General features: G+C 45.1%; 19 protein-coding genes. All 19 read right to left on the bottom strand.

Translation table 11 applies throughout. The annotated features are described in order from the left end of the window. Positions 1–36 precede the first annotated feature (36 nt). The 19 genes from DXB91_RS09065 to alaS all read right to left on the bottom strand — a co-directional run bounded on the left by DXB91_RS09065 (position 37) and on the right by alaS (position 22,067). Positions 37–1,323: a methionine gamma-lyase family protein gene (locus DXB91_RS09065; protein ID WP_117548968.1), complete on the bottom strand. Its 1,287-nt coding sequence runs from the start codon at positions 1,321–1,323 to the stop codon at positions 37–39. Continuing rightward, a complete protein-coding gene (gene miaA, locus DXB91_RS09060; RefSeq protein WP_022216480.1) occupies positions 1,320–2,276 on the bottom strand; it encodes a tRNA (adenosine(37)-N6)-dimethylallyltransferase MiaA in 957 nt (318 codons plus the stop codon). The genes DXB91_RS09065 and miaA overlap by 4 nt, the downstream gene beginning before the upstream one ends. 12 nt (positions 2,277–2,288) lie before the next feature. Continuing rightward, positions 2,289–4,490: a DNA mismatch repair endonuclease MutL gene (gene mutL / locus DXB91_RS09055; RefSeq protein WP_118017611.1), complete on the bottom strand. Its 2,202-nt coding sequence runs from the start codon at positions 4,488–4,490 to the stop codon at positions 2,289–2,291. A 16-nt stretch (positions 4,491–4,506) separates the two neighbouring features. Then, on the bottom strand, positions 4,507–7,104 hold the full coding sequence (gene mutS, locus DXB91_RS09050; protein ID WP_118017631.1) for a DNA mismatch repair protein MutS: 2,598 nt from the start codon (positions 7,102–7,104) through the stop codon (positions 4,507–4,509). 29 nt (positions 7,105–7,133) lie between these two features. Beyond that, positions 7,134–8,585: a tRNA (N6-isopentenyl adenosine(37)-C2)-methylthiotransferase MiaB gene (miaB, locus tag DXB91_RS09045; RefSeq protein ID WP_118017609.1), complete on the bottom strand. Its 1,452-nt coding sequence runs from the start codon at positions 8,583–8,585 to the stop codon at positions 7,134–7,136. 53 nt (positions 8,586–8,638) lie between these two features. Next, a complete protein-coding gene (locus DXB91_RS09040) occupies positions 8,639–9,670 on the bottom strand; it encodes a patatin-like phospholipase family protein (RefSeq protein ID WP_118017607.1) in 1,032 nt (343 codons plus the stop codon). A gap of 10 nt (positions 9,671–9,680) precedes the next feature. Beyond that, positions 9,681–10,253 (bottom strand): 5-formyltetrahydrofolate cyclo-ligase, encoded by a 573-nt coding sequence (locus tag DXB91_RS09035; protein WP_118017605.1) that lies wholly within the window; start codon positions 10,251–10,253, stop codon positions 9,681–9,683. A gap of 13 nt (positions 10,254–10,266) precedes the next feature. Further along, positions 10,267–10,500 (bottom strand): DUF896 domain-containing protein, encoded by a 234-nt coding sequence (locus tag DXB91_RS09030; protein ID WP_015534916.1) that lies wholly within the window; start codon positions 10,498–10,500, stop codon positions 10,267–10,269. Between the two features lie 2 nt (positions 10,501–10,502). Then, positions 10,503–11,363: a glutamate 5-kinase gene (proB, locus tag DXB91_RS09025; protein WP_022216486.1), complete on the bottom strand. Its 861-nt coding sequence runs from the start codon at positions 11,361–11,363 to the stop codon at positions 10,503–10,505. Next, positions 11,356–12,999: an NAD(P)/FAD-dependent oxidoreductase gene (locus DXB91_RS09020; protein ID WP_118017603.1), complete on the bottom strand. Its 1,644-nt coding sequence runs from the start codon at positions 12,997–12,999 to the stop codon at positions 11,356–11,358. Before DXB91_RS09020 ends, proB begins: the two co-directional genes overlap by 8 nt. After that, a complete protein-coding gene (locus tag DXB91_RS09015) occupies positions 12,986–14,230 on the bottom strand; it encodes an aminoacetone oxidase family FAD-binding enzyme (protein WP_055222622.1) in 1,245 nt (414 codons plus the stop codon). Before DXB91_RS09015 ends, DXB91_RS09020 begins: the two co-directional genes overlap by 14 nt. A 37-nt stretch (positions 14,231–14,267) precedes the next feature. Further along, positions 14,268–14,561 (bottom strand): hypothetical protein, encoded by a 294-nt coding sequence (locus DXB91_RS09010; protein ID WP_147343979.1) that lies wholly within the window; start codon positions 14,559–14,561, stop codon positions 14,268–14,270. A 204-nt stretch (positions 14,562–14,765) separates the two neighbouring features. Next, the gene (locus DXB91_RS09005) at positions 14,766–15,863 is read right to left on the bottom strand and encodes a DUF3048 domain-containing protein (RefSeq protein ID WP_015534912.1); all 1,098 of its coding nucleotides are present in this window, start codon (positions 15,861–15,863) and stop codon (positions 14,766–14,768) included. Next, positions 15,850–16,362, bottom strand: coding sequence for an rRNA maturation RNase YbeY (gene ybeY / locus DXB91_RS09000; protein ID WP_015534911.1), 513 nt, complete (start codon positions 16,360–16,362; stop codon positions 15,850–15,852). The genes DXB91_RS09005 and ybeY overlap by 14 nt, the downstream gene beginning before the upstream one ends. A 1-nt stretch (position 16,363) precedes the next feature. Next, positions 16,364–17,386: a PhoH family protein gene (locus DXB91_RS08995; RefSeq protein ID WP_022216489.1), complete on the bottom strand. Its 1,023-nt coding sequence runs from the start codon at positions 17,384–17,386 to the stop codon at positions 16,364–16,366. Between the two features lie 28 nt (positions 17,387–17,414). Then, entirely contained in the window at positions 17,415–18,686 is a 1,272-nt protein-coding gene (locus DXB91_RS08990) for a sporulation protein YqfD (protein WP_118017601.1), read from the bottom strand. 4 nt (positions 18,687–18,690) lie between these two features. Next, positions 18,691–18,966, bottom strand: coding sequence for a YabP/YqfC family sporulation protein (locus DXB91_RS08985; protein WP_015534910.1), 276 nt, complete (start codon positions 18,964–18,966; stop codon positions 18,691–18,693). 112 nt (positions 18,967–19,078) lie between these two features. After that, positions 19,079–19,255 (bottom strand): 30S ribosomal protein S21, encoded by a 177-nt coding sequence (rpsU, locus tag DXB91_RS08980; RefSeq protein ID WP_004851031.1) that lies wholly within the window; start codon positions 19,253–19,255, stop codon positions 19,079–19,081. Positions 19,256–19,403: 148 nt separating this feature from the next. Then, on the bottom strand, positions 19,404–22,067 hold the full coding sequence (alaS, locus tag DXB91_RS08975) for an alanine--tRNA ligase (protein WP_118017599.1): 2,664 nt from the start codon (positions 22,065–22,067) through the stop codon (positions 19,404–19,406).

Below are 22,067 nucleotides of genomic sequence, written 5' to 3'. Positions count from 1 at the left end.
GCTCCAGAGAAAATTTTATATGGCCGACTAATTAATCTACCATACTATAAGGTTTTTTTCTACCATTTTCTGTAATGACATTATTATGCCGTACTTGGCATGGGGATATGTAAGTCCCCCCTGAAAATATACCGCATAAGGTGGGCGCATAGGTGCATCCGCTGAGAGCTCAATGGATGAACCAGACACAAATGCTCCAGCGGCCATGATGACCGGTGAATCATAGCCCGGCATATCCCAAGGCTCAGGTCTTACATAACTGTCAACCGGCGCTGCAGCCTGGATTCCTTCACAGAATGCCACGACCCTCTCAGGAGTCTGAAGCTCAACAGCCTGAATAATATCGTATCTGTCCTCTGTGCTGTCAGGAACAGCCTTAAAGCCCAGTCCCTCGTATACATTTGCTGCAAATATCGCACCCTTAAGCGCACTTGCCGTAACTGTAGGTGCCATGAAAAGTCCCTGAGTGAGAGCCTTTGTATTGCCAAGTGAGGCTCCAACCTCCTTGCCGAGTCCCGGAGTCGTGAGTCTGTATGAAGCATTCTCCACATACTCCTTCTTACCGCATATATAACCTCCTATCGGTGCAAGTCCGCCTCCCGGATTCTTGATAAGAGAGCCGACTACCAGATCAGCCCCAACATCCGACGGCTCTATATCCTGTACAAATTCTCCGTAACAGTTATCTACCATACATATGATATCAGGATTTACACTCTTGACCGCCTTTATGGCCTCACCGATCTGCTGTACAGACAGCGTCTTTCTGACTGCATATCCCTTAGATCTCTGTATCTCCACAAGTCTTGTGCGGCTATTGATCGCATTCTTTATTCCGTCAATGTCAAAGTTTCCATTCGGTAGCAGATCTACCTGGGCATATGTGACACCATACTCTGCAAGTGACCCCCTGGACTCACGGATGCCTATGATCTCATCCAGTGTGTCATACGGTTTTCCCGCTATGGCAAGGATTTCATCTCCCGGGCGCAGATTACCAAACATGGCCGTGCAGAGTGCATGGGTTCCGCACACTATCTGTGTCCTGACAAGAGCATCTTCCGTGTGGAATACGTCTGCATATATCCTCTCAAGGGCATCTCTTCCGTCATCTGTATAGCCATAGCCTGAAGAGCCGGCAAAATGCGCCTCGGACAATCTGTTGTCCTGCATGGCCTTCAGGACCTTGAGCTGGTTGATCTCACTCACAGCATCGATGGCTGCGAATCTATCCTTAAGTTTCTCCTCCACACTGTTGCAGTATTCAAACACCTTTTCATCCACATTCAGTGATCTGTAGTAATCCTTTAACATATCTTTCATCTCTGTATAATCTCCTTTTCGCGAAGCCTGTCCAGCATAAATGACAATATTTCAGACTCGCTGTCGTACTCACTTTTATCAACCCAGGTCACATGTTTTTCCCTCTTGAACCATGTGATCTGTCTCTTGGCAAAATGCCTTGTATCTCTCTTTAGCGTATATACTGCCTCATCCAGAGTGCATCTGCCCTGAATATAATCGATTATCTCCTTGTAGCCAAGCCCCTGCATGGACACCAGCTCCCTGCTGTAACCCTCGCTCACAAGCAGTTTTACCTCGTCCAGAAGCCCTGCCTCAAGCATGATATCTATCCGTCTGTCTATTCTATCATATAATTTCTGTCTGTCATCATTTAACACAAAATATTCAAAATTATATGGTGACTTCTTCTGCGACTCAGTCTCGTTATGTTCAGATATCTTCATACCTGTTTTTTTATAAAATTCAAGAGCCCGTATCACTCTTTTTACATTGTTCTCATGTATCTTTTCAGCGGATTCAGGGTCGACCTCCGCTAGCATGTCATGAAGAAATGTCTTGCCGTGGGTATCTGCAAGGTTCTGCAGCTTTTCCCTGTATGACATATCATTGTCATTTTCCTCAAAATCTATATCATACAAAAGCGCCTGGATATAGAAGCCGGTACCACCTACTATGATTGGAATTTTTCCCCGGGAATATATATCCTCCATAGCACGAAGAGCATATTTCTTGAAAAGCACAACGTTGAACTCTTCTGCCGGATCCAGAATATCTATCAGATGATGCCTTACCCCCTGCATCTCCTCCGGCTCTATCTTCGCCGTTCCAATATTCATCTTTCTATATACCTGCATGGAATCTGCGGATATGATCTCGCCATCCACCGCCTTTGCCAGTCCTATGGACAGTGCCGTCTTGCCGACAGCCGTGGGGCCGGTGAGGATTATCAGTGGTTTCATATTCTTATCCATCATGTTAATCTCCTACACTATTCGTTTAAACTTCTTCTCAATCTCCGCCTCCGTCATGGATATGACAGTCGGACGTCCATGAGGACATGTGTATGGATTTTCAAGCTTTAATAGCTGATCTATAAGTGCGTCAGCCTCCTTGAAGCTTATCTCCGTGTTACCCTTTATCGCAGCTTTGCACGCCATGGTGGAAAGCTTGTGTATAAATGTATCTATGGTCACCTTTTTAGCACTGCTGCTTGCATCCGATATGAAGTCTATGAAAAGCTCTCTGCCATCAAGGCCAAACAGGTTGTCAGGAACAGCGTTCAGCTTGAACTCCCTGCCTCCGAAGTTCTCTATCTGATATCCCAGTGCCTCGAACATCTCCATGTTCTCATGAAGAAACTCTATCTCTGCGGCACTGAGTGTAACGACCGCTGGAGGCATAAGATACTGTGAGTATATCTTCTTATTCTTGTAATTCTCCATAAGCTCTTCGTACTTAACCTTCTCATGGGCGGCATGCTGATCCATTATGAAGAACTTACCATCGTACTCTATGAGCCAGTATGTCTTGAACAGCTGTCCTATGAGTCTATGCTTAGCACGTGCCTCCTTTGTCAGGAACTTCTCCTGGAACATATCCTGCTGGACGTACTTTTTTCTGGCTTCTTCATCGTAGTCAGTATCTGAAGCTTCATCTGAAACTGCAGATACTGTTGAGTCTGGTGTCGCCGCTGTGACCGAAGGTCTAGCAGGTGCCAGAGCTGTATATGCCGGACTCTCGTTTACCACATTCCTGTTTTGTACTATAGCTCTCTCAAGATCATTATTCCTATCCGCATATATGTAGTTTCCTGCCGGCTTCTCCGTCTTATTATTATCTATGACGTCTGATCCTTTATTGTTTGAGCTGCTAGTCTCATCTATGATCTCTATAACCGGGCGGACCGGCTGTGATGATGTCTGTGGTTCGATCGGGCAAAGCTGCTGTGGTGATGTCTGCGTCTCCGCCGAGCTAAGCTGCTCAGGCTGACTCTGCGGTTCTGCCGGACGATGCTGCTCAGGCTGACTCTGCGGTTCTGCCGGACGATGCTGCTCAGGCTGACTCTGCGGTACAGTACGCTCCTCCGCCCTGACTATCGCCTCACGCCTCTTATTCTCGAACGCCTCCGGTGCCTTGCCAACATCCCTCTGCTTGAAGGTCTCAGGCTTTGGATCTTTACCCGGCGCCACATCAGGAATGAGCTCTTTGAATAACAGTGTCTCCCTTATGGCATTGTAGGTGAAGCTGTATATATCCTGACTGTTGGCGAATTTCAACTCCATCTTGGTCGGATGTACATTTACATCGAGGAGATCAGGTCTCACCTGGAAATTGATCTCGGTGAATGGAAACTTGTGTATCATGACAAATGTCCTGAAAGCATCCTCGATCGCCTTGGTGAGCACCGCACTCTTTATATATCTGTGATTTACATAATAGCCCTCAAATGATCTGTTGCCCCTTGATATACAAGGTCTTGCTATATATCCGGAGATCTTCATATAGTCATTTTCCGCATTTATCTCAAGAAGATTTGAGGTGATGTCTCTTCCATAGATATGGTAGATTATGTCTCTGAGTTTGCCATTGCCTGATGTGAACAGCTTGTCTGTTCCATTTGCAATGAACTTAAATGAGATCTCCGGGTGTGACATGCATATACGGCACATCAAATCGTAGATATAGCTTGTCTCCGTGGCATCAGTCTTCATGAACTTCTTTCTCGCCGGTGTATTGTAGAAAAGATTTCTGACAATTATGGTTGTTCCACCCGGAGCACCTATCTCCTCGCTGGATATCTCCTTACCTCCATGTATCTGGTATCTGAGACCGGTCACATCATCAGCGGTCTTGGTGATCATCTCAACCTGTGCAACCGCCGCTATACTTGCAAGTGCCTCACCACGGAAACCAAGAGAAGAGATACTCAGGAGATCCTCGACTGTCACAAGCTTACTTGTGGCATGTCTGAGAAATGCAAGCTTGACCTCATCCTTCTTTATGCCTGCTCCGTTGTCGGTGACTCTGAGAAATGACAGTCCGCCTCCCTTTACCTCGACGGTTACCGCTGTGGCACCTGAGTCTATGGAATTTTCCACAAGCTCCTTGATGACCGAGCTCGGCTTCTCTATAACCTCACCGGCTGCTATCTTGTTAATCGTATTTTGGTCTAATACTTTTATCATTACTTATCGCTCCTTATTATTTAAGTCGCTCCTGCAATTCATTTAAATAAAGCAACGCCTTCATAGGTGTCATGTTGGACAGATCAACACACTTTATGTCCTCGATCACCTGTGATTCGGCAAGTGAGCCGAACATTGACATCTGGGTGTCTTCTTTCTTCGGCTTGAAATCATTTGTAACCTTTATCTCCTTCAGCTTGGTGGTTATGTCCTTGTCTATAAGCTGATTACATATCTCATTTGCTCTCGCTATAACGACATCCGGCACACCGGCAAGCTTTGCAACCTGTATACCGTAGCTTCTGTCGGCACCGCCCTTGACGATCTTTCTGAGGAACACTATGTCGTCTCCGTCTTCCTTGACCGCTATACAGTAGTTGTTGACTGCCGACAGCTTACCCTCAAGCTCCGTGAGCTCATGGTAATGTGTCGCAAACAGAGTTTTTGCTCCGAGCAGTTCACTGTTGCTTATATATTCAACGACAGCCCAGGCGATCGCCAGACCGTCATATGTGCTTGTTCCTCGACCTATCTCATCAAGGATGAGAAGGCTGTTCTTCGTGGCATTTCTGAGTATATTTGCGACCTCGCTCATCTCCACCATAAATGTGGACTGTCCTGATGCAAGGTCGTCGGAAGCTCCCACTCTTGTAAATATCCTGTCGCATATGCCTATATTGGCAGATGCCGCAGGGACAAAGCTTCCAACCTGAGCCATGAGAACTATGAGCGCAGTCTGTCTCATATATGTGGATTTACCAGCCATGTTAGGACCGGTGATGATAGATATCCTGCTCTCATGGTTGTTCAAATATGTGTCGTTTGTGATGAACATATCGTTGTTCAGCATCTTCTCAACGACCGGATGACGTCCGTCCTTTATGTCGATGACTCCATCTGTATTGATCTCAGGTCTAACATACCCATTTGCAACAGCCACATATGAGAGTGAACACAGAGCATCGAGCATGGCTATGCTGTGTGCTGTTCTCTGTACCCTTGTGAGCTCTGCAGCAAGGGTGTCCCTGAGCTCAACATATGTGTTGTACTCCAGCGCAACAAGCTTGTCGGATGATCCGAGTATAACTCCAGCCAGTCTGTCAAGCTCCTCGGTTGTGTATCTCTCAGAATTGGCAAGTGTCTGCTTTCTGATGAAATAATCCGGCACAAGACTCTTATATGAATTGGTTACATCAAAATAATATCCGAACACCTTGTTGAACTTTATCTTAAGATTCTTGATGCCTGTCTTTTCCTTCTCTCTGGCCTCGAGTTCTGCTATCCAGTTCTTGCCATCAGTTGTGGCGTTCTTCAGAGTATCTATGTCCTCAAGATAGCCATCCTTGAATATTCCGCCCTCCCTGATAAGTATTGGCGGCTCATCAACTATGGCGCGGTCAAGAAGGTCATAGAGATCCTGCAGATCATCTATTCCATCCCTGATCTCGGTGAGTTCTTCCGAATGAAACTCTCCGAGAAGCTGTATGATAAACGGCAGTAGCTGTATGGACGTCTTAAATGCCAAAAGATCTCTCGGATTTGCTGTTCTTAACGATATCCTCGTCATAAGTCTCTCGAGATCATATATTGTATTCATATACTCTCGAAGTTCATCCCTGGTTATAACAGAATCGTTGAGCTCTGTTATCGCATCAAGTCTGGCTTCTATATCATCTTTGTGGATAAGGGGCTGCTCTATCATATTTCTGAGCATTCTCGCTCCCATGGCCGTTTTGGTCTTGTCAAGCACCCAGAGTAGTGAGCCTCTCTTCTGCTTATCCCTGAGTGTCTCTGTCAGCTCCAGATTTCTTCTGGATGAGCTGTCTATGATCATGAAGTCCTCTATGGAATATATCTCTATCCTGTTGATATGATCCAGTGAGTTCTTCTGTGTCTCATGTAGATACTGGAGAAGTGCGCCCGCTGACAGCAGCATATCCTCCTGCTCATCTATGCCGAGACCATCTATTGATCCGACCTTAAACTGTCTTTTAATGAAATCCTCACAGGTGTCATCGTTAAAATAATGAGACGGAGCCTCCGATATCGTTATCTTCATCTTCTCCTTCATGTAATCAAAGTTCAGATCGCATGACAGGAATGTGCCATTTCCTATGATCTCCGTCGGGGAATATTTGTTTATCTCGTCGTACAGCTTGGATGTAGATGAGATATGACAGGAACGGAACTCCCCTGTTGTGATATCGCATACGGCCACACCATACTCATCATTACAGCCAAATATACACATGAGATAGTTATTCCTCGTCTCATCAAGAATAGCCTGGGACATATTTGTACCAGGCGTAACTATACGTATAACTTCTCTTTTTACTATACCCTTTGCGAGCTTCGGATCTTCCATCTGCTCACATATGGCTACCTTGTAGCCCTTCTCTATCAGCTTGTTCAGGTATATGTCACAAGCATGATACGGAACACCACACATCGGTGCCCGCTCCTCCTGACCACAGTCCCTGCCGGTCAGTGTTATCTCAAGTTCCCTGGATGCCGTCAGGGCATCGTCGAAGAACATCTCGTAGAAATCTCCCAGTCTGTAAAAGAGAATACAGTCCTTATACTGATTCTTAACTTCCATATACTGAGCCATCATTGGTGTTAATGCTGCCACTTCAACTACTCCTATTCTGCTAATTCACCCATGTAATAAAATCCCTTACACTCAACAAGCTTTACATTCAGGATCTTTCCAACCATCTCCGCACACCCAGGGAAATGGACAAGTATGTTGTTGGAGAGTCTTCCGGTCAGAAGGCCGTCGCCCTTCTCGTCAAAGCCCTCAACCAGAACCGGCTGTGTCTGTCCCTTTATCGCAATGGTCTTCACATCACTTATCTCCTGCACACGCCTTAAAAGCCTGTTATATCTATCCTGTATCTCTTCCTTTGTGGAACCATTCTCCATTCCGGCGGCAGGAGTTCCTGTTCTCTTTGAATATATAAATGTAAATGCGGTGTCATACTGTACTTTCTCAACCACGTCCATGGTTTCAAGGAAATCCTCCTCGGTCTCACCAGGGAATCCCACGATTATATCAGTGGTGAGTGATATCTCCGGAACCTTTGCCCTTATGCGGTCAACCAGTGCAAGATATGACTCCTTTGTGTACCGTCTGTTCATCGCATTCAGTATCTTTGTCGAGCCCGACTGTACCGGCAGATGGAGATGTCTGCAGATCTTTTGATTCTCCGCGATGACATCTATCAGTTCATCCGACAGATCCTTTGGATGTGAGGTCATGAATCTTACTCTCTGTATCTTCTCTATGGCACACACACGCCTCAGCAGTTCCGCAAATGTGATCGGATGCTCAAGGTTCTTGCCATATGAATTGACATTCTGCCCGAGGAGCATGATCTCCACCACTCCGTCGTCAGCAAGCCTCTCGCACTCAGCTATGATATCCTCCGGATTTCTGCTTCGCTCCCTTCCTCTTACATATGGAACTATACAGTAGGTACAGAAATTGTTGCATCCAAACATGATATTTACACCTGATTTGAATGGGAATTCCCTCACCGCAGGAAGATCCTCCACGACCTCCTTGGCATCTTTCCAGATATCTATGACCATGCTTCCGGATTCTATCCTGCTCACAAATATCTCAGCAAGCTTATATACATTGTGTGTTCCAAATACCATATCGACAAACCTATAGCTCTTGCTTATGGTTGTCACCACATGCTGCTCCTGCATCATGCATCCGCACAGAGCTATCTTCATCTCAGGATTTTTCTCCTTGAGGTGCTTCATGAGACCAAGGTGACCATAAACCTTTCTGTTGGCATTCTCCCTGACCGTACATGTGTTATATATTATAAAGTCCGCATGTTCGGACTCGGTCCTAACATATCCCATCTGCTCAAGTATTCCGGCAAGCTTCTCAGAATCCCGGACGTTCATCTGACAGCCAAATGTCTGTATGGAACAGGTAAGGTCACGTCCCAGCTCTTTGCTTCTTGCTGTGACATACTCCCTGCCCTTTTTTATAAAATAATACTGCCTCTCCGGTTCCTCAAACGGAGCTGGAAGCCCCAGATCTATGCCATCAATAAATTTTTCCAAATCATTCATAATCTCTATGTATCCTTATCTATTTCTTTAAAGCTGCGTAAATCCGACTGGAGTTATTCCTCTATGCCTAGCTTACCAAGTATCCTGCCTATGTTATCCATAGTATTTTTCACGCTGGAATCCGCGGCATCCATCCTCATCTGAGTCTGTATATCCGCAAGATCAATATCCCTGTAATGATCCAGCGCCGCGATGTAATCAGGATCATTCTCAAAATGAACCTTAAGTGCCCTCATGGCATCCTTATAACCGAGCAGGCTTCTGAATTTTACTGAATTTGCAGAGAAATTCAAGGTTCCATCTATCAGATCTCCCAGGCTTACACTTGGATATATCTCTATGATATCCGCATCTGTATATGCAGATATGTCTTTCTTTGAGTCGGGATTAAGGCCGCACACAACTATATTTCTGTATCCCATATCATACAGAGGTTTCACCGGAACATTGTCGGCGAGACCGCCATCACAATACTCCTTACCGTTATAAGTCACAGACTCATAGAGCATAGGCAAGGTGGATGATGCCATGACGACTGTCCTGATCTCCTCCGCATCCATTCCTGCAAGGCTTATATACTCAGCCTGTCTTTCACCCTCCTGCGCGCACTCAGCTATGGCTGCATACACGGTGACATGCCCATCAGACAGCTTTCCGTAATCCACATAGCTGTCCATGAGCTTTATCATCTCCCTGCGCGACATGAATCCCGATTTGTCGTTGAACATCAGATCAGGATCAACGTCAAACACCGTCTCAAAATGTATCTTCTTCCATGCCTCCTCGCTTCTGTCAGGATCATTGCACGCGAAAAGCACGGCATTTATCGCACCTATGGAAGTTCCTGATATGGCTGTAACCTTGTCCATAAGTCCATACTCTGCAAGTGCTCTGTACACCCCGAGCTGGTACGCTCCTTTACCGCCGCCACCGCCAAGGCACAGCGCATAGCTGTCAGCCATATCACCGGACTGAGTGCGTCCTGCAACTTTTCCGGCATCATCCGCCCCGGCATTTTGCAGCTTATCCATCTGTATCTTATTTTCAAGTTCAGCGATCTTTGCTGTTATCTCGTCTCTGTTCATTGACCCTCCATTATGATATAACTTCCGATTCTGTTACTATGATATGTGGTCTGATATCTGTAGGTTCACTGTCTATCTTATCAACTATCTGGAATTCATACGCCAGTGCCACCGTGACAAGCCCTGCATGCCTCGCCAGATATCTGTCGTAATACCCTCCGCCAAAACCTATGCGATTGCGGCTGTAATCAAATGCAATCCCAGGCATGAACATAAGCCCATCTTCGATCTCCTCAAAATCATCAGAAACCGGTTCGAGTATCCCAAAGTTTCCGGATGTAAGTTCTCCGTAGTCTGTTATCTCAATAAACTCCATGTTTTGTCCATAAACCTTTGGAACATATACTTGCTTTCCGTCCGACCACGCCTTCTCAATTATAAGCTTTGTATCCACTTCATTCCCTTTGGAAATATATGCACATATATTGAGAGCATTCTCGTATTCAGGAAGCTCAGACAGACGTCTGCATATAAGTTCAGATCTCCATGCACAGTCACCCCTGTCCATGGCATTTCTAACCGCTTTTATTGTTTTCCTTATATCGGCTTTGCTGCCGGGTTTTACCCTGTCTTCGCTATTCATAATACAGTCGTGCCTACGCCTTTCTTGTAGGATCAAGGTCCTGAAGTCTGGTTATGGAGCCGTCCTTCTCTTTGATATCTATATTGTTGAGCGTGCTCCTGAGATTATTCTTCACAGCAAATATATATTCCTGCCTTAACTGCTGTTGCTCTTTCTTCTCAGCGTCGGTGAGCCCCTCAGCCTTGGACTTGTGATATAACTCATTTATACGTGCGATCTTTGCCGCATCGATTATCGTCTCTTTCATAACTATATAAGATACTCCTTATTCAAAATAAATCTGACAACGTCAAAGTCATGATCCTTATATTCTGTGAACAGAGTTCCTATACTTTCTCCGTTCATTACCTTAACAATATTGTCCATATCCGCTCCGGATACTATGACCATATCCGAGTTGGAGTTGGTTGCTATCCTGGCGGCTGCGATCTTGGTCGTCATTCCGCCGGTTCCGTACTTGGAGCCTGCACCTTTACCCATATCCATTATATGGTCGTCTATACAGTTCACCTCTGGTATAAGCTTTGCATCAGGGTTATTGTGTGGATCATCAGTGTACAGACCGTCTATATCCGTGAGAAGTATCAGGAGATCTGCATGGATCATGGATGCAACTATGGCAGACAATGTATCATTGTCGCCAAATGCCACGCTGTCATCCAGCTCATCGATGGCAACCGTATCGTTCTCATTGACGATCGGTACGACACCGAGCTGAAGAAGCTCGTTGAATGTGTTGATGGCATTCTTTCTCCTCTCATCCGACGATATAACATCAAATGTTAGCAGAACCTGAGCTGCTGTGCTGTGATACTCTTGAAAAAGCTTCTGATATATCATCATTAGCTGTCCCTGTCCCACTGCAGCACACGCCTGTCTGAGCGAGGTCGTCTTAGGTCTTCTGGCAAGTCCCAGCGCCTGTACTCCGACTCCGATGGCTCCCGATGATACGAGGACCACATCCTTGTCCTGATTTCTCAGATCACATATGATGCGCACCAGCTTCTCAAGCTTTGTATAGTCAAGTCCACCCGTCTCCTCGTGAATAAGTGAAGATGAACCAATCTTTATTACTATCTTTTTCTTGTCTTTCAAATACTCTCTATCCATTTATATTCTCCTGTGTACCGTCTGTTATTGCCTCATTGCTGAATCTGGATGCTATGGCCTCGGCCACCTTCATACCATCGACAGCGGCTGAGGTTATTCCCCCTGCATAGCCCGCGCCTTCCCCGCACGGGTATATACATGTCCCCTCACAGCGCAGCTCATCGCCTCGTATCATACGAACAGGTGATGAGGTTCTGGCCTCGATTCCTGAGAGAACTGCATCGTCAGATGAATATCCCGGCATCCTCTTATCAAAGGACACAACTCCTTCTATTATAGCATCCTTTATATACTCTGGCAAACAGCATTTGAGGCTTGTAAGCCTGTACTTACCCTTAATCTGAGGCTTAACACCGCCCAGCTTTTCCGTAGGAATGTCCCTTCTGTAATCTCCGAAGAGCTGCACCGGAACAGCCCCCTGTCCGGCCTCGTATGCGGCCTTCTCCCATCTTCTCTGAAACTTCATTCCCGCAAGAGGATGATCTGATCCGTAATCCTCCGGGGTAACATTTACCACAATGGCGCTGTTGGAATTCTCACCATCCCTGCCGCTGTAGCTCATACCATTCACACACGTCTCACCGTGCTCGGATGATGCATTCACCACGTAACCTCCAGGGCACATACAGAATGAATATACAGCCCTGCCATTTGACGCCTGATGCGTCATCTTGTAGTCTGCCGCCGGCAGCAGCTTTGCATACGCCGGATCATCGCCATACTTCATGACATCTATATCTGCTCGCTTGTGTTCGATACGAAGTCCCATGGCAAATGGCTTTGGCTCCATCGGAACACCTTTTTTGTAAAGCATCTCCACAGTATCCCTTGAGCTGTGTCCAAGTGCCAGAACAAGGGCATTTGTCCTGTATTCCTTCTCACTGCCATCTGAAAGGTTCTTTATATGTACACACACCTCATCCTGTGTGATCTGATCATAACCGGTAAAAAGTGAATCAAAATGTACCTCTCCGCCAAGTCTCTTTATATCCTCACGCATATTCCTTACAATACCAGACAGCACATCAGTGCCCACATGTGGCTTATTTATATACATTATGGACGGTTCTGCACCATACTCCACAAATGTCCGCATGACCTCAGTGCGTCTGCCCGAGCCATCCTTTATGACCGTATTCAGCTTGCCGTCCGAAAAGGTTCCTGCGCCGCCCTCTCCAAACTGTACATTACAATTTGGATCAAGTCCTTCCTCACCCTTCCAGAATCTCTCTATATGCTCCATTCTCCTGTCAACATCCATGCCGCGCTCAAAAACAACCGGTCTGTATCCGGCTCTGGCAAGATACATTGCAGCAAATAAGCCACCCGGTCCTGTTCCTATCACCACAGGCCTATAGGTCATTTTGACATTTCCCGGCTCAGGAAATCTATATTGGGCAGTATTTGTTAACATAACATTATTATTGTGAAGTCTTTTCAATAATTTTTCCGGATTCGGAACATCCACATCTATGGATGCAATATATTTCACCTGGTTTCTCCGCCTGTCATCAAGAGACAGCTTGAAAAAAATATACTCAAACTCCTTATCTGTCTTCAGCGTCTTTTTAATAACACTTCTAACATCTGCCTCTGTAAATCCAAGCTGCAGTTTTACATTGTTAATTCTGATCATCTTTTATTCTCTTTCCTGCAGACTCCCCGGCTCTCATGCCGCTTATAACAGCCCACATTATATTATATCCACCACATTTGCCGGTCACATCGACATACTCTCCAGCGGCGTATAAGCCTCTGTGTCCAGCAAGTTCCAGGTTATCTGCCCTGAGCTGCAATGTGTCAACTCCACCGCTTGCCGCCTGGCTGTCCTCATAGCTGCCGAATCCATCTATGTTGAATCTCATATGTTTGAGCATATCACATATGGATGTTATATCAGCCGCGTCAAGTCCGGCCGCTTCAGAAGCTTTGATACCAAGACTTTTTATAATATACCCGGCGATCTTCTCGTTGACAATACCATTGAGCATCGCCTCGACTCTCCGTCTGCCATTTACCTCGGCAAATCGTCTCATCCTGTCCGCCAGCATATCATCACTGATGTCCGGAACAAGTTCAAGTTCTATGTATGGCTTCTTGCCAGTCTCCATCAGGTCTATACACTGTATACTCATATTAAAAACCGCTATACCCGAAAGATATCCCGATGCAAACTGAACCTCGCCTCTCTCGTGGTCATACTCCTCGCCATCACACATTAGGCGGACAACAGCCTTTGCACGTACCCCTGACATATCAGATATATATTCATGGCATTTTAATTTACACAGAGCCGGATGCGGTTTCACAAACCGTACATTCAGATCATCCAGAAGTCTGTATACTCTATCAGATCCGCCAAGCTTTGGCGCAGCCGCACCTCCGGGTGCAAGTATCACCTGGGTCGTCCTATACCCGCCTTTGTCTGTGTCTACAATATATGTACCATCTTTTCCCTGTTTTATACTCAGGACTTCTTCCGATGTGCTGTTTTCTATACCAAGAATTTTGAGCCTGTCCGTCAGTGCCCACACTATGGTAGATGCCTGCAGCGATGCAGGATATATATATCCATTATCATCATAGCTGGAAACACCAAGACTTTCAAAAAAATCCATGACATCATTATGACTGTCCGTTGTTACGAACTGAAATGGGAAAAATTCATTTGCACTGGAATAGCACGACAGATCAAGCTTCGTATTTGCAATGTTACATTTGCCATTTCCCGTCGCATACAGCTTCTTTCCGAGTTTTTTGTTTTTATCTATAAGCTTTACCGAAGCCGATGGTGCTGTCTCTTTTGCTTTTATTGCGGCTGTCATCCCAGCCGGGCCACCGCCGATAACTATAATATCATAAATCATTCCGATACACCTTTCCCATAATCATTTATCATACGTTTTACAGGCTGTCAATAAACCTGTTCATGTCATCTATATCATTGAAATACACGTGCTTGTGGATCAGTTCTCTTATACGTTTGTCCAATGAATCCACTGTACGAGTCGTCTCCCTGCAAAGACTGCCAAATCTGTTGTACACCGCCACATGTCCATTATAAGTGCTCACATAGAAACTGCCATGTGGTGTTCCACCCTCAGCAGCAATCACGAGCCCTCCGTAAAGCTCCGGTTCACTCTCATTTGATATGGGTAATATATGCCCGCTATCCATACCGTCAAATTCTCTATACACACTTTTACTGTCTCCGGATCTGCACGCCGTGCTCACCACAATCTCTCTAGTTATAAAAGATAACACAAATACCGCTATAATGATAACAAAAAAATATATAATTCTTTTAAACATTACCACACCTTCTCTTCATAACAAAAAACAGAAGACAGGATATTCCATCCCATCTTCTGTCCTTGTTAATATATGTGGTTTATGTCTGTATTATTCCCATACAACTCCGGCCTTATTATCACTCTCAAATACTGTGACATATGTCTTGCCCGGATTGAGTTGAAGTTCTTTTCCATCTGCTGTTGAATACTTTGTCACGGAGTCATCGGTTGACTTTGTCCATGTGATAGGAACGATCTTTCCATCTGAAACATAGTATCCGTCTCCTGTGCCAACGAGATCGATCATCTGTCTGTCGTGATCATCAATGCTGGTGTAGTGAGCAAACTGTATGATGATATTCTTGAATGTGAGCTGCTTTCCTGTGAGGTCATCGATCTGCTTGTCACCATACTGGAATCTGTTATATACCTTATTCTTTGAATCATATTCAAACCAAGGCTGTGTGTAAACTGACATGTTGAGTGTGAGCTTGTTTACAGACTCGCCCTCAGGAACCGTATCTTCCTCATTGAACTCAAACTTGCTCTTGTATCCCTTGTTGTGGGTAGTTGAGCATCCAAGATAATCAAGACCAGCCTTGATCATATCGCTGTTTGTGTACACATTGTGTGGAGCCTCGCGGTCTGATGATCTGTAGAAAGATACAGATCCTTCTCCACCAAGTCCGCTTATATGATCTATTCCTGTCCTGTCAAGCTCCTCCTGTCCCTGTGGAGACTGACCATAATGCATGTATATAGCATCAAACTCCATGGCAGTTGTAACATAGTAAGGTCTGCAGCTTCTGATCGAACCGACCTTCTCAAGATTGTCATAGTCGTTGAATATTGCAAGCATTCTTGTTATTCCGCCCTCAACGACAAACTCATATAAAACATCAGCCTGGCCTATGCCTGACTGAGGAATCGCATTCTCAATATTGTTGATCATTATAGCGATCGGTCTTCCGTACTCTTCCTTTCTGTCGGTGTTCCACTCGCCTGTAAGATCATTATATACTCCCTCATGGTAAGTCTCATCAACCGCTGTGGCAGACTTCATCATATCGGCCTGTGATACATCCACCTCTGCCTTAGCCTCCGTTGTAGTGACATTCTCCTCCGTTTTCTTCGAGCCGCATCCAAAAAGTGATAATCCCATCACAAGAGCGGTTGCCAGAACTAATCCCGTCTTAATTCTCCTCATAGTCTCTTGTATATCCTTTCATTGTAAGTATTTTTTCCTGCATCTCTTCCATGACCCTGCGCTCATCGTCCTCCATATGGTCATATCCTGACAAATGGAGCATGCTGTGGGCTACAAGAAAAGCCAGCTCTCTCGTCTTTGAGTGATTGTACTCAGTTGCCTGCTCATACACCTTATCAATAGATATAACGATATCTCCCAATAGCAGTTCATCTGTAGTAAGATCAAAGTAGTCACACCGGCTATCCTCGAGACCATCAAAGTTTCCAGGAATTGTATAATCAATCAGTGGAAATGACAGAACATCTGTCGCCCTGTCTATATTCCTCTGCTGGTTATTGATTTCATGTATGGAGTCATTGTCCGTGAGCAGCACGTTCACCTCGCAGGGATATGGACACCCAACGAATTCCAGCGAAGCCTGGACGATACTTGTTATGACATCCTCATAATTCTTAATATCAATATCTCCATACTCATTCTCAATATTAACTGACATATTATTTTCCTCTGTTTTTCTGAGCAGTTGTGGTTTTTCTAGGCTTTGCCTGTCTGCTCCTCTTATCCTCATATTTCTCATACGCATTTACGATCTTCTGCACCAAAGGATGTCTCACAACATCAAGACTCGTCAGATGGCAAATGCTTATGTCATCAATATCCTTTAACACCTTGAGTGCAACATCAAGACCTGACTGCGCGTCGTGTGGAAGATCCTTCTGTGAAAGGTCTCCTGTTATTATGGCCTTTGAGCCAAATCCTATTCTGGTAAGGAACATCTTCATCTGGGCAGGAGTGGTATTCTGGGCCTCATCCAGCACAATATACGCATTATCAAGAGTTCTTCCTCTCATGTAGGCAAGAGGAGCAACCTCGATCAGTCCCTTTTCCATATTCTTCATAAATGCATCAGCACCCATTATCTCATACAATGCATCATAGAGCGGCCTAAGATAAGGATCAACCTTGCTCTGAAGGTCACCCGGAAGAAATCCCAGTTTCTCACCGGCCTCTATGGCCGGCCTTGTAAGTATGATCCTTCCAACCTCATTATTCTTAAATGCCGTTATGGCTTTTGCCATGGCAAGATAAGTCTTTCCTGTTCCGGCAGGGCCCACTCCGAATACTATCATGGACTTTTCTATTGAATTGACATATGTTCTCTGTCCGACAGTCTTCGGTTTGATCGGCTTGCCGCTCATCGTGTGACAGATTATGTCCCTGTCAAGCTCAGCAAGACTCTCCTTAGCCTCCTGCGGGTGTTCATTGACTATCGATATAGTGTAGTCTACCTTCTGTTCATCGATGGACGAGCCACGGTCTGCCATCTGGAAGAGCTGTTCTATAACCTGAATAGACTTCTTCACGCCTTCCTCGGAGCCGCTGACCTTAAGCTTGTCATCGCGAAGTATCATTGACACACTGTATTCTTTCTCAATCTTTTTTATATTGGCATCAAACTGTCCAAACACAGTCTGTATATAGTTTGATGCAACAGTTACGGATTCTGAATATTCGCTCAATACTTGTATCCCCTGTCATTATTATTTGTCAGTCAGGCTCCACCTCTTCGCTTCCCGATGTATTGTTTACGTCAATATATCTCGGCACAGCAACCGGGAGTCTGATACTGATATCGCCTTCAGCCGAAGCCTCACCGCGTTCATTAGTAATAATAACATTTTTTCGGACAATTTGCACCCCTTTTTCTTGCATTTTGCCAATATAAACATGCAGATGCTGGTTAAGTCTGTCTTTCTGCTCCTTATCCGTAAGCTTACGTGTATTTACTTTATAGAACACTTTTCGCTCTATATTCACGGATAACGGAAAATACATATCGCCGATATGCAGCCGTTTTTCCTCGGCGGAAAGGTCGTATGAGCCGTCGGAGGCAGCAGTTCTATACGGAGTAAATACCCGGCGTCCAATTTTTATATCTACTTTGTTTACCTTCCTATCTGTAGTCTCCTTTTCCTGGAGCTCACTCTCAACCACATCTCTGTACTCTACATCACAAAGACCATATATCTCTCCGGAAGCAGGTACAAACACCGTATCCACAACCTCACTGTCATCATTGTATATGTTAACTGTTCCCGATATAAGAGTATCCCCTTTTTTTACTTCATCTCCAACCGATGCAACAGGCGTCCCCACCGATGCAACAAGGGAATAGATCGTACAATCCATTGTGGCCACGAGATCACACGGTCTGCCATCTTCCGGAACTGTAAAGACATCCACGGACTCCTTGAGCGCAACTGTAAGCTTTGTCCCACTGATGCTGCAGGATGCCCAACATATCTCCCCAAGATTATCCGTCAGCATGTCTGTCAGTTCACTCAGATCAATACTCTTTTTTCTATGTCCATAGCACGGATACTCCATCTCGATAAGATCTGCAATTTCCTCACTTGTATAATCCTCACATCCGTCAATTTCTATGTACCATACATACCCTGATTCCCAGTATACAAACAGCAAAAATAATAAAACTCCGAGTAATATCGAGATCCTCTTCCTATTGCCCAGCAAACCGGTTCTCAAAGTCTTCTTCTCAGCTATTCGGATATCTATCATACATTTGTCCGCTATCTCTTCAAGTCTTTTTCTGTCATCGGAGTATATGCAGAAGTTTTCTGCCTTGCCATTCCATTTACTGTCATTCTGTATACTGCCATTCTTTTTTCTGTTCTTCTTTACATCCCTCTCGCACCATGTACGTATTCCTTTATGGCTGCATATATTCATCAGGCGCAGAGCTGCGCGGCTGTCACAGCTCACATAGCACACACCTCTTATTTCCCTTCTAATATTCATGCAGTCACACTGTCAGCCAATCTACACTGTTTATCGAACCGCATATTTTCACTTCATAGGATGCGTAGTAAGCGATCTGTAATCTTTCCCCATATATATTCAATATCCCTTTCCGGGTCTTAACAGACACTCTCTCGTCGTCAGAGTAGATCACATGTCTGAAATTCTCTATCACCAGCTCATCATTGTTGAACATGGTGAGTCTGGAGGTCGTTCCCGCCGAGTCCGGACACCAGCACGGAGGTTCAAATGCTATAACTTTTTTCGCTCTGTCTTTCATGAATACCACCATAACGCTTTTGGAACATTATATGAATACACATAAAAAAAGAGTACCGAATAAACTCGGTACTCTTAGAAATCAATTTAAAATCAAATATATATACTATGATTTATTTGTACTTGCGCTTTCTAGCTGCCTCTGACTTCTTCTTACGCTTTACACTAGGCTTTTCGTAATGCTCTCTCTTACGAATCTCCTGCTGAATACCAGCCTTCGCACAATTTCTCTTAAATCTGCGAAGAGCGCTATCTAAGTTTTCGTTCTCTTTAACTATTACACTTGACATTCTCTCACCTGACCTCCCTCCAGTTGTAAAATTATGCTACCAAATAACAACTGATTGGGTATTTTTAAGCACAAAATGTATTATATACATAAAATTCCTAATCGTCAACAGGAAAATGACAAATTAATAAAATATCTGTCACGAAACCTTAAGCTATCTGATTCTGAGCCTCTGTAACCGCCTGGGCAAGAGCTGCTTCGATTCCGTCAGGATTCTTTCCACCGGCCTGAGCCATGTTAGGACGACCACCGCCGCCACCACCTACAAGGCCAGCCACGGCCTTGATGATATTACCGGCATGGGCTCCCTTAGCAACTGCGCCGTCTGTAGCCATGGCAATGAGATTTACTTTGCCATCCTTTGCAGATGCAAGAACAACAACGCTGTCACCAAGCTTGCTCTTGAAGTCATCTCCGAGGTTCCTCAGTGAATTCATATCTGTATCCGGGATAGCCGCTGTGAGGATCTTGATTCCGTCCTTGTCTATAGCACTTGAAAGAACGTCTCCAGCTGCCTCCTTTGCCATCTTATCCTTGAGCTTCTTATTCTCATTCGTAAGTTCCTTAACCTCTGCAAGAAGCTGTTCTATTCTTGATGCCACACCATAGATATCAGTCTTAGCTGCCTTTGCAGCATCCATGAGCTCCTGCTCTACATTTCTGTAGTAATCAAGTGCTCCGACAGATGTAAGTGCCTCGATACGTCTTGTACCTGCGGCCACACCTGCCTCTGATATGATCTTGAATGTTTTTATAGCTCCTGTGCTGGCAACATGTGTACCACCGCAGAGCTCCTTTGAGAAGTCTCCCATTGATACCACACGGACCTTCTCACCATACTTCTCACCAAACAGAGCCATGGCTCCGGTCTCCTTAGCCTCATCTACAGACATTACATCCGTGCATACAGGTATATCGAGCTGGATCTGCTCATTTACAATATCCTCAACCTTCTTGATCTCTTCCTTAGTCATCGCCTGATCATGTGAGAAGTCAAATCTCAGTCTTCCCGGCTCAACGAGTGAACCTGCCTGCTCTATATGATCTCCGAGAACCATCTTGAGTGCTCTCTGAAGAAGATGTGTTGCGGAATGGTTGTTACATATGAGTGCTCTGTTCTCAGCATCAACTGTGAGTTCTGCCTCATCACCAACATTGAGTTCGCCTGACTCAACATAACCGATATGTGCGATCTTGCCGCCTACAACCTTGACAGTATCCTCAACAACAAATGTACCGTTCTCTGTCTTGATGATTCCCTTATCACCGATCTGACCACCCATGGTAGCGTAGAAAGGTGTCTCAGGAACTATAACTGAAGCCTGTGCTCCCTCAGATACAGTATCTGCAAGAACTGACTTCTTATCATCACCCTCACCAACCTCTGTTGTGATGGCTGATATAGTTGACTTGTATGTCAGCTTGTCATATCCGACAAACTCAGATGTCATGTCAACAGGAAGCTGCTCATATACGGTTGCGTCTGCACCCATGTATGTTGTGGTCTTTCTGGCCTTTCTTGCAGTCTCCTTCTGGATATTCATGCACTCGGTGAATCTGTCCTCATCAACCTCGATACCCTCCTCCTCGAGAATCTCCTTTGTGAGATCAAGAGGGAATCCATAGGTGTCATAGAGCTTGAATGCTTTGTCACCTGAGAGAACCTTCTCACCTGCAGCCTTAGTCTCGTCTATATAATCCTTGAGGATCGCAAGACCTGTATCTATGGTCTTATTGAAGCTCTCCTCTTCCTTGTCTATCTTATTGAAGATATATTCCTTCTTCTCACCGAGCTCAGGATATGCACCCTCTGACACCTCGATAACTGTCTTTGCAAGCTCTGACAGGAACTTGCCCTTGATGCCGAGAAGTCTTCCGTGTCTTGCAGCACGTCTGAGAAGACGTCTAAGAACATAACCACGGCCCTCGTTCGATGGAACGATACCATCTGATGTCATAAATGTAACTGAACGGATATGATCAGTTATAAGTCTAATCGATACATCCTTCTCATGATCTGTCTCATATTCCACGCCTGCCATCTCACATACCTTGTCGCGGAGAGCCTTGATCGTATCAACATCAAATATAGAATCAACATCCTGAACAATAACTGCGAGTCTCTCAAGACCCATACCTGTATCTATGTTCTTCTGCTCAAGCTCTGTGTAGTTGTTGTGTCCGTCATTGTTGAACTGTGTAAATACATTGTTCCAAACCTCCATGTATCTGTCACAGTCACAGCCTACAGTACAGCCGGGCTTACCGCAGCCATACTTCTCACCTCTGTCATAGTAAACCTCTGAACAAGGACCACAAGGACCAGCTCCGTGCTCCCAGAAGTTGTCCTCCTTGCCGAATCTGAATATACGGTCAGCATCGACACCGATCTCCTTATTCCATATATCAAATGCCTCATCGTCATCCTGGTAAACCGATGGATAGAGTCTGTTCTTGTCAAGTCCTACAACCTCTGTGAGGAACTCCCATGTCCATGATATAGCCTCATGCTTGAAATAATCGCCAAATGAGAAATTACCCAGCATCTCAAAGAATGTACCATGACGGGCTGTCTTACCTACATTCTCGATATCTCCTGTTCTGATACACTTCTGACATGTTGTCACACGTCTTCTAGGTGGTACCTCCTGACCTGTAAAGTAAGGCTTAAGTGGTGCCATACCTGAATTGATCAGCAGTAAGCTGTTGTCATTGTGTGGAATAAGTGAAAAGCTCTTCATTCTAAGATGACCCTTGCTCTCCATGAATTCCAGGAACATTTTTCTCAGTTCGTTCACGCCATAATTTTGCAT

Origin of the sequence: Coprococcus sp. OM06-34AC (assembly GCF_003462545.1) — a bacterium.
GTDB classification, from domain to species: domain Bacteria; phylum Bacillota; class Clostridia; order Lachnospirales; family Lachnospiraceae; genus Coprococcus; species Coprococcus aceti.
Note: the sequence above shows the minus strand (reverse complement) of the source record. Positions and strands in the feature narration are given on the sequence as shown.

What these genes read in the sequence shown, in the direction of transcription:
- DXB91_RS09020 (WP_118017603.1), bottom strand. Translation starts at nt 12,999, where the DNA reads ATGATCAGAATTAACAATGTAAAACTGCAGCTTGGATTTACAGAGGCA.
- DXB91_RS09015 (WP_055222622.1), bottom strand. Translation starts at nt 14,230, where the DNA reads ATGATTTATGATATTATAGTTATCGGCGGTGGCCCGGCTGGGATGACA.
- alaS (WP_118017599.1), bottom strand. Translation starts at nt 22,067, where the DNA reads ATGCAAAATTATGGCGTGAACGAACTGAGAAAAATGTTCCTGGAATTC.
- miaB (WP_118017609.1), bottom strand. Translation starts at nt 8,585, where the DNA reads ATGAATGATTTGGAAAAATTTATTGATGGCATAGATCTGGGGCTTCCA.
- DXB91_RS09065 (WP_117548968.1), bottom strand. Translation starts at nt 1,323, where the DNA reads ATGAAAGATATGTTAAAGGATTACTACAGATCACTGAATGTGGATGAA.
- mutS (WP_118017631.1), bottom strand. Translation starts at nt 7,104, where the DNA reads ATGATGGCTCAGTATATGGAAGTTAAGAATCAGTATAAGGACTGTATT.
- DXB91_RS09030 (WP_015534916.1), bottom strand. Translation starts at nt 10,500, where the DNA reads ATGAAAGAGACGATAATCGATGCGGCAAAGATCGCACGTATAAATGAG.
- rpsU (WP_004851031.1), bottom strand. Translation starts at nt 19,255, where the DNA reads ATGTCAAGTGTAATAGTTAAAGAGAACGAAAACTTAGATAGCGCTCTT.
- DXB91_RS08985 (WP_015534910.1), bottom strand. Translation starts at nt 18,966, where the DNA reads ATGAAAGACAGAGCGAAAAAAGTTATAGCATTTGAACCTCCGTGCTGG.
- DXB91_RS09035 (WP_118017605.1), bottom strand. Translation starts at nt 10,253, where the DNA reads ATGAATAGCGAAGACAGGGTAAAACCCGGCAGCAAAGCCGATATAAGG.
- proB (WP_022216486.1), bottom strand. Translation starts at nt 11,363, where the DNA reads ATGGATAGAGAGTATTTGAAAGACAAGAAAAAGATAGTAATAAAGATT.
- mutL (WP_118017611.1), bottom strand. Translation starts at nt 4,490, where the DNA reads ATGATAAAAGTATTAGACCAAAATACGATTAACAAGATAGCAGCCGGT.
- ybeY (WP_015534911.1), bottom strand. Translation starts at nt 16,362, where the DNA reads ATGTCAGTTAATATTGAGAATGAGTATGGAGATATTGATATTAAGAAT.
- miaA (WP_022216480.1), bottom strand. Translation starts at nt 2,276, where the DNA reads ATGGATAAGAATATGAAACCACTGATAATCCTCACCGGCCCCACGGCT.
- DXB91_RS09040 (WP_118017607.1), bottom strand. Translation starts at nt 9,670, where the DNA reads ATGAACAGAGACGAGATAACAGCAAAGATCGCTGAACTTGAAAATAAG.
- DXB91_RS08990 (WP_118017601.1), bottom strand. Translation starts at nt 18,686, where the DNA reads ATGAATATTAGAAGGGAAATAAGAGGTGTGTGCTATGTGAGCTGTGAC.
- DXB91_RS09005 (WP_015534912.1), bottom strand. Translation starts at nt 15,863, where the DNA reads ATGAGGAGAATTAAGACGGGATTAGTTCTGGCAACCGCTCTTGTGATG.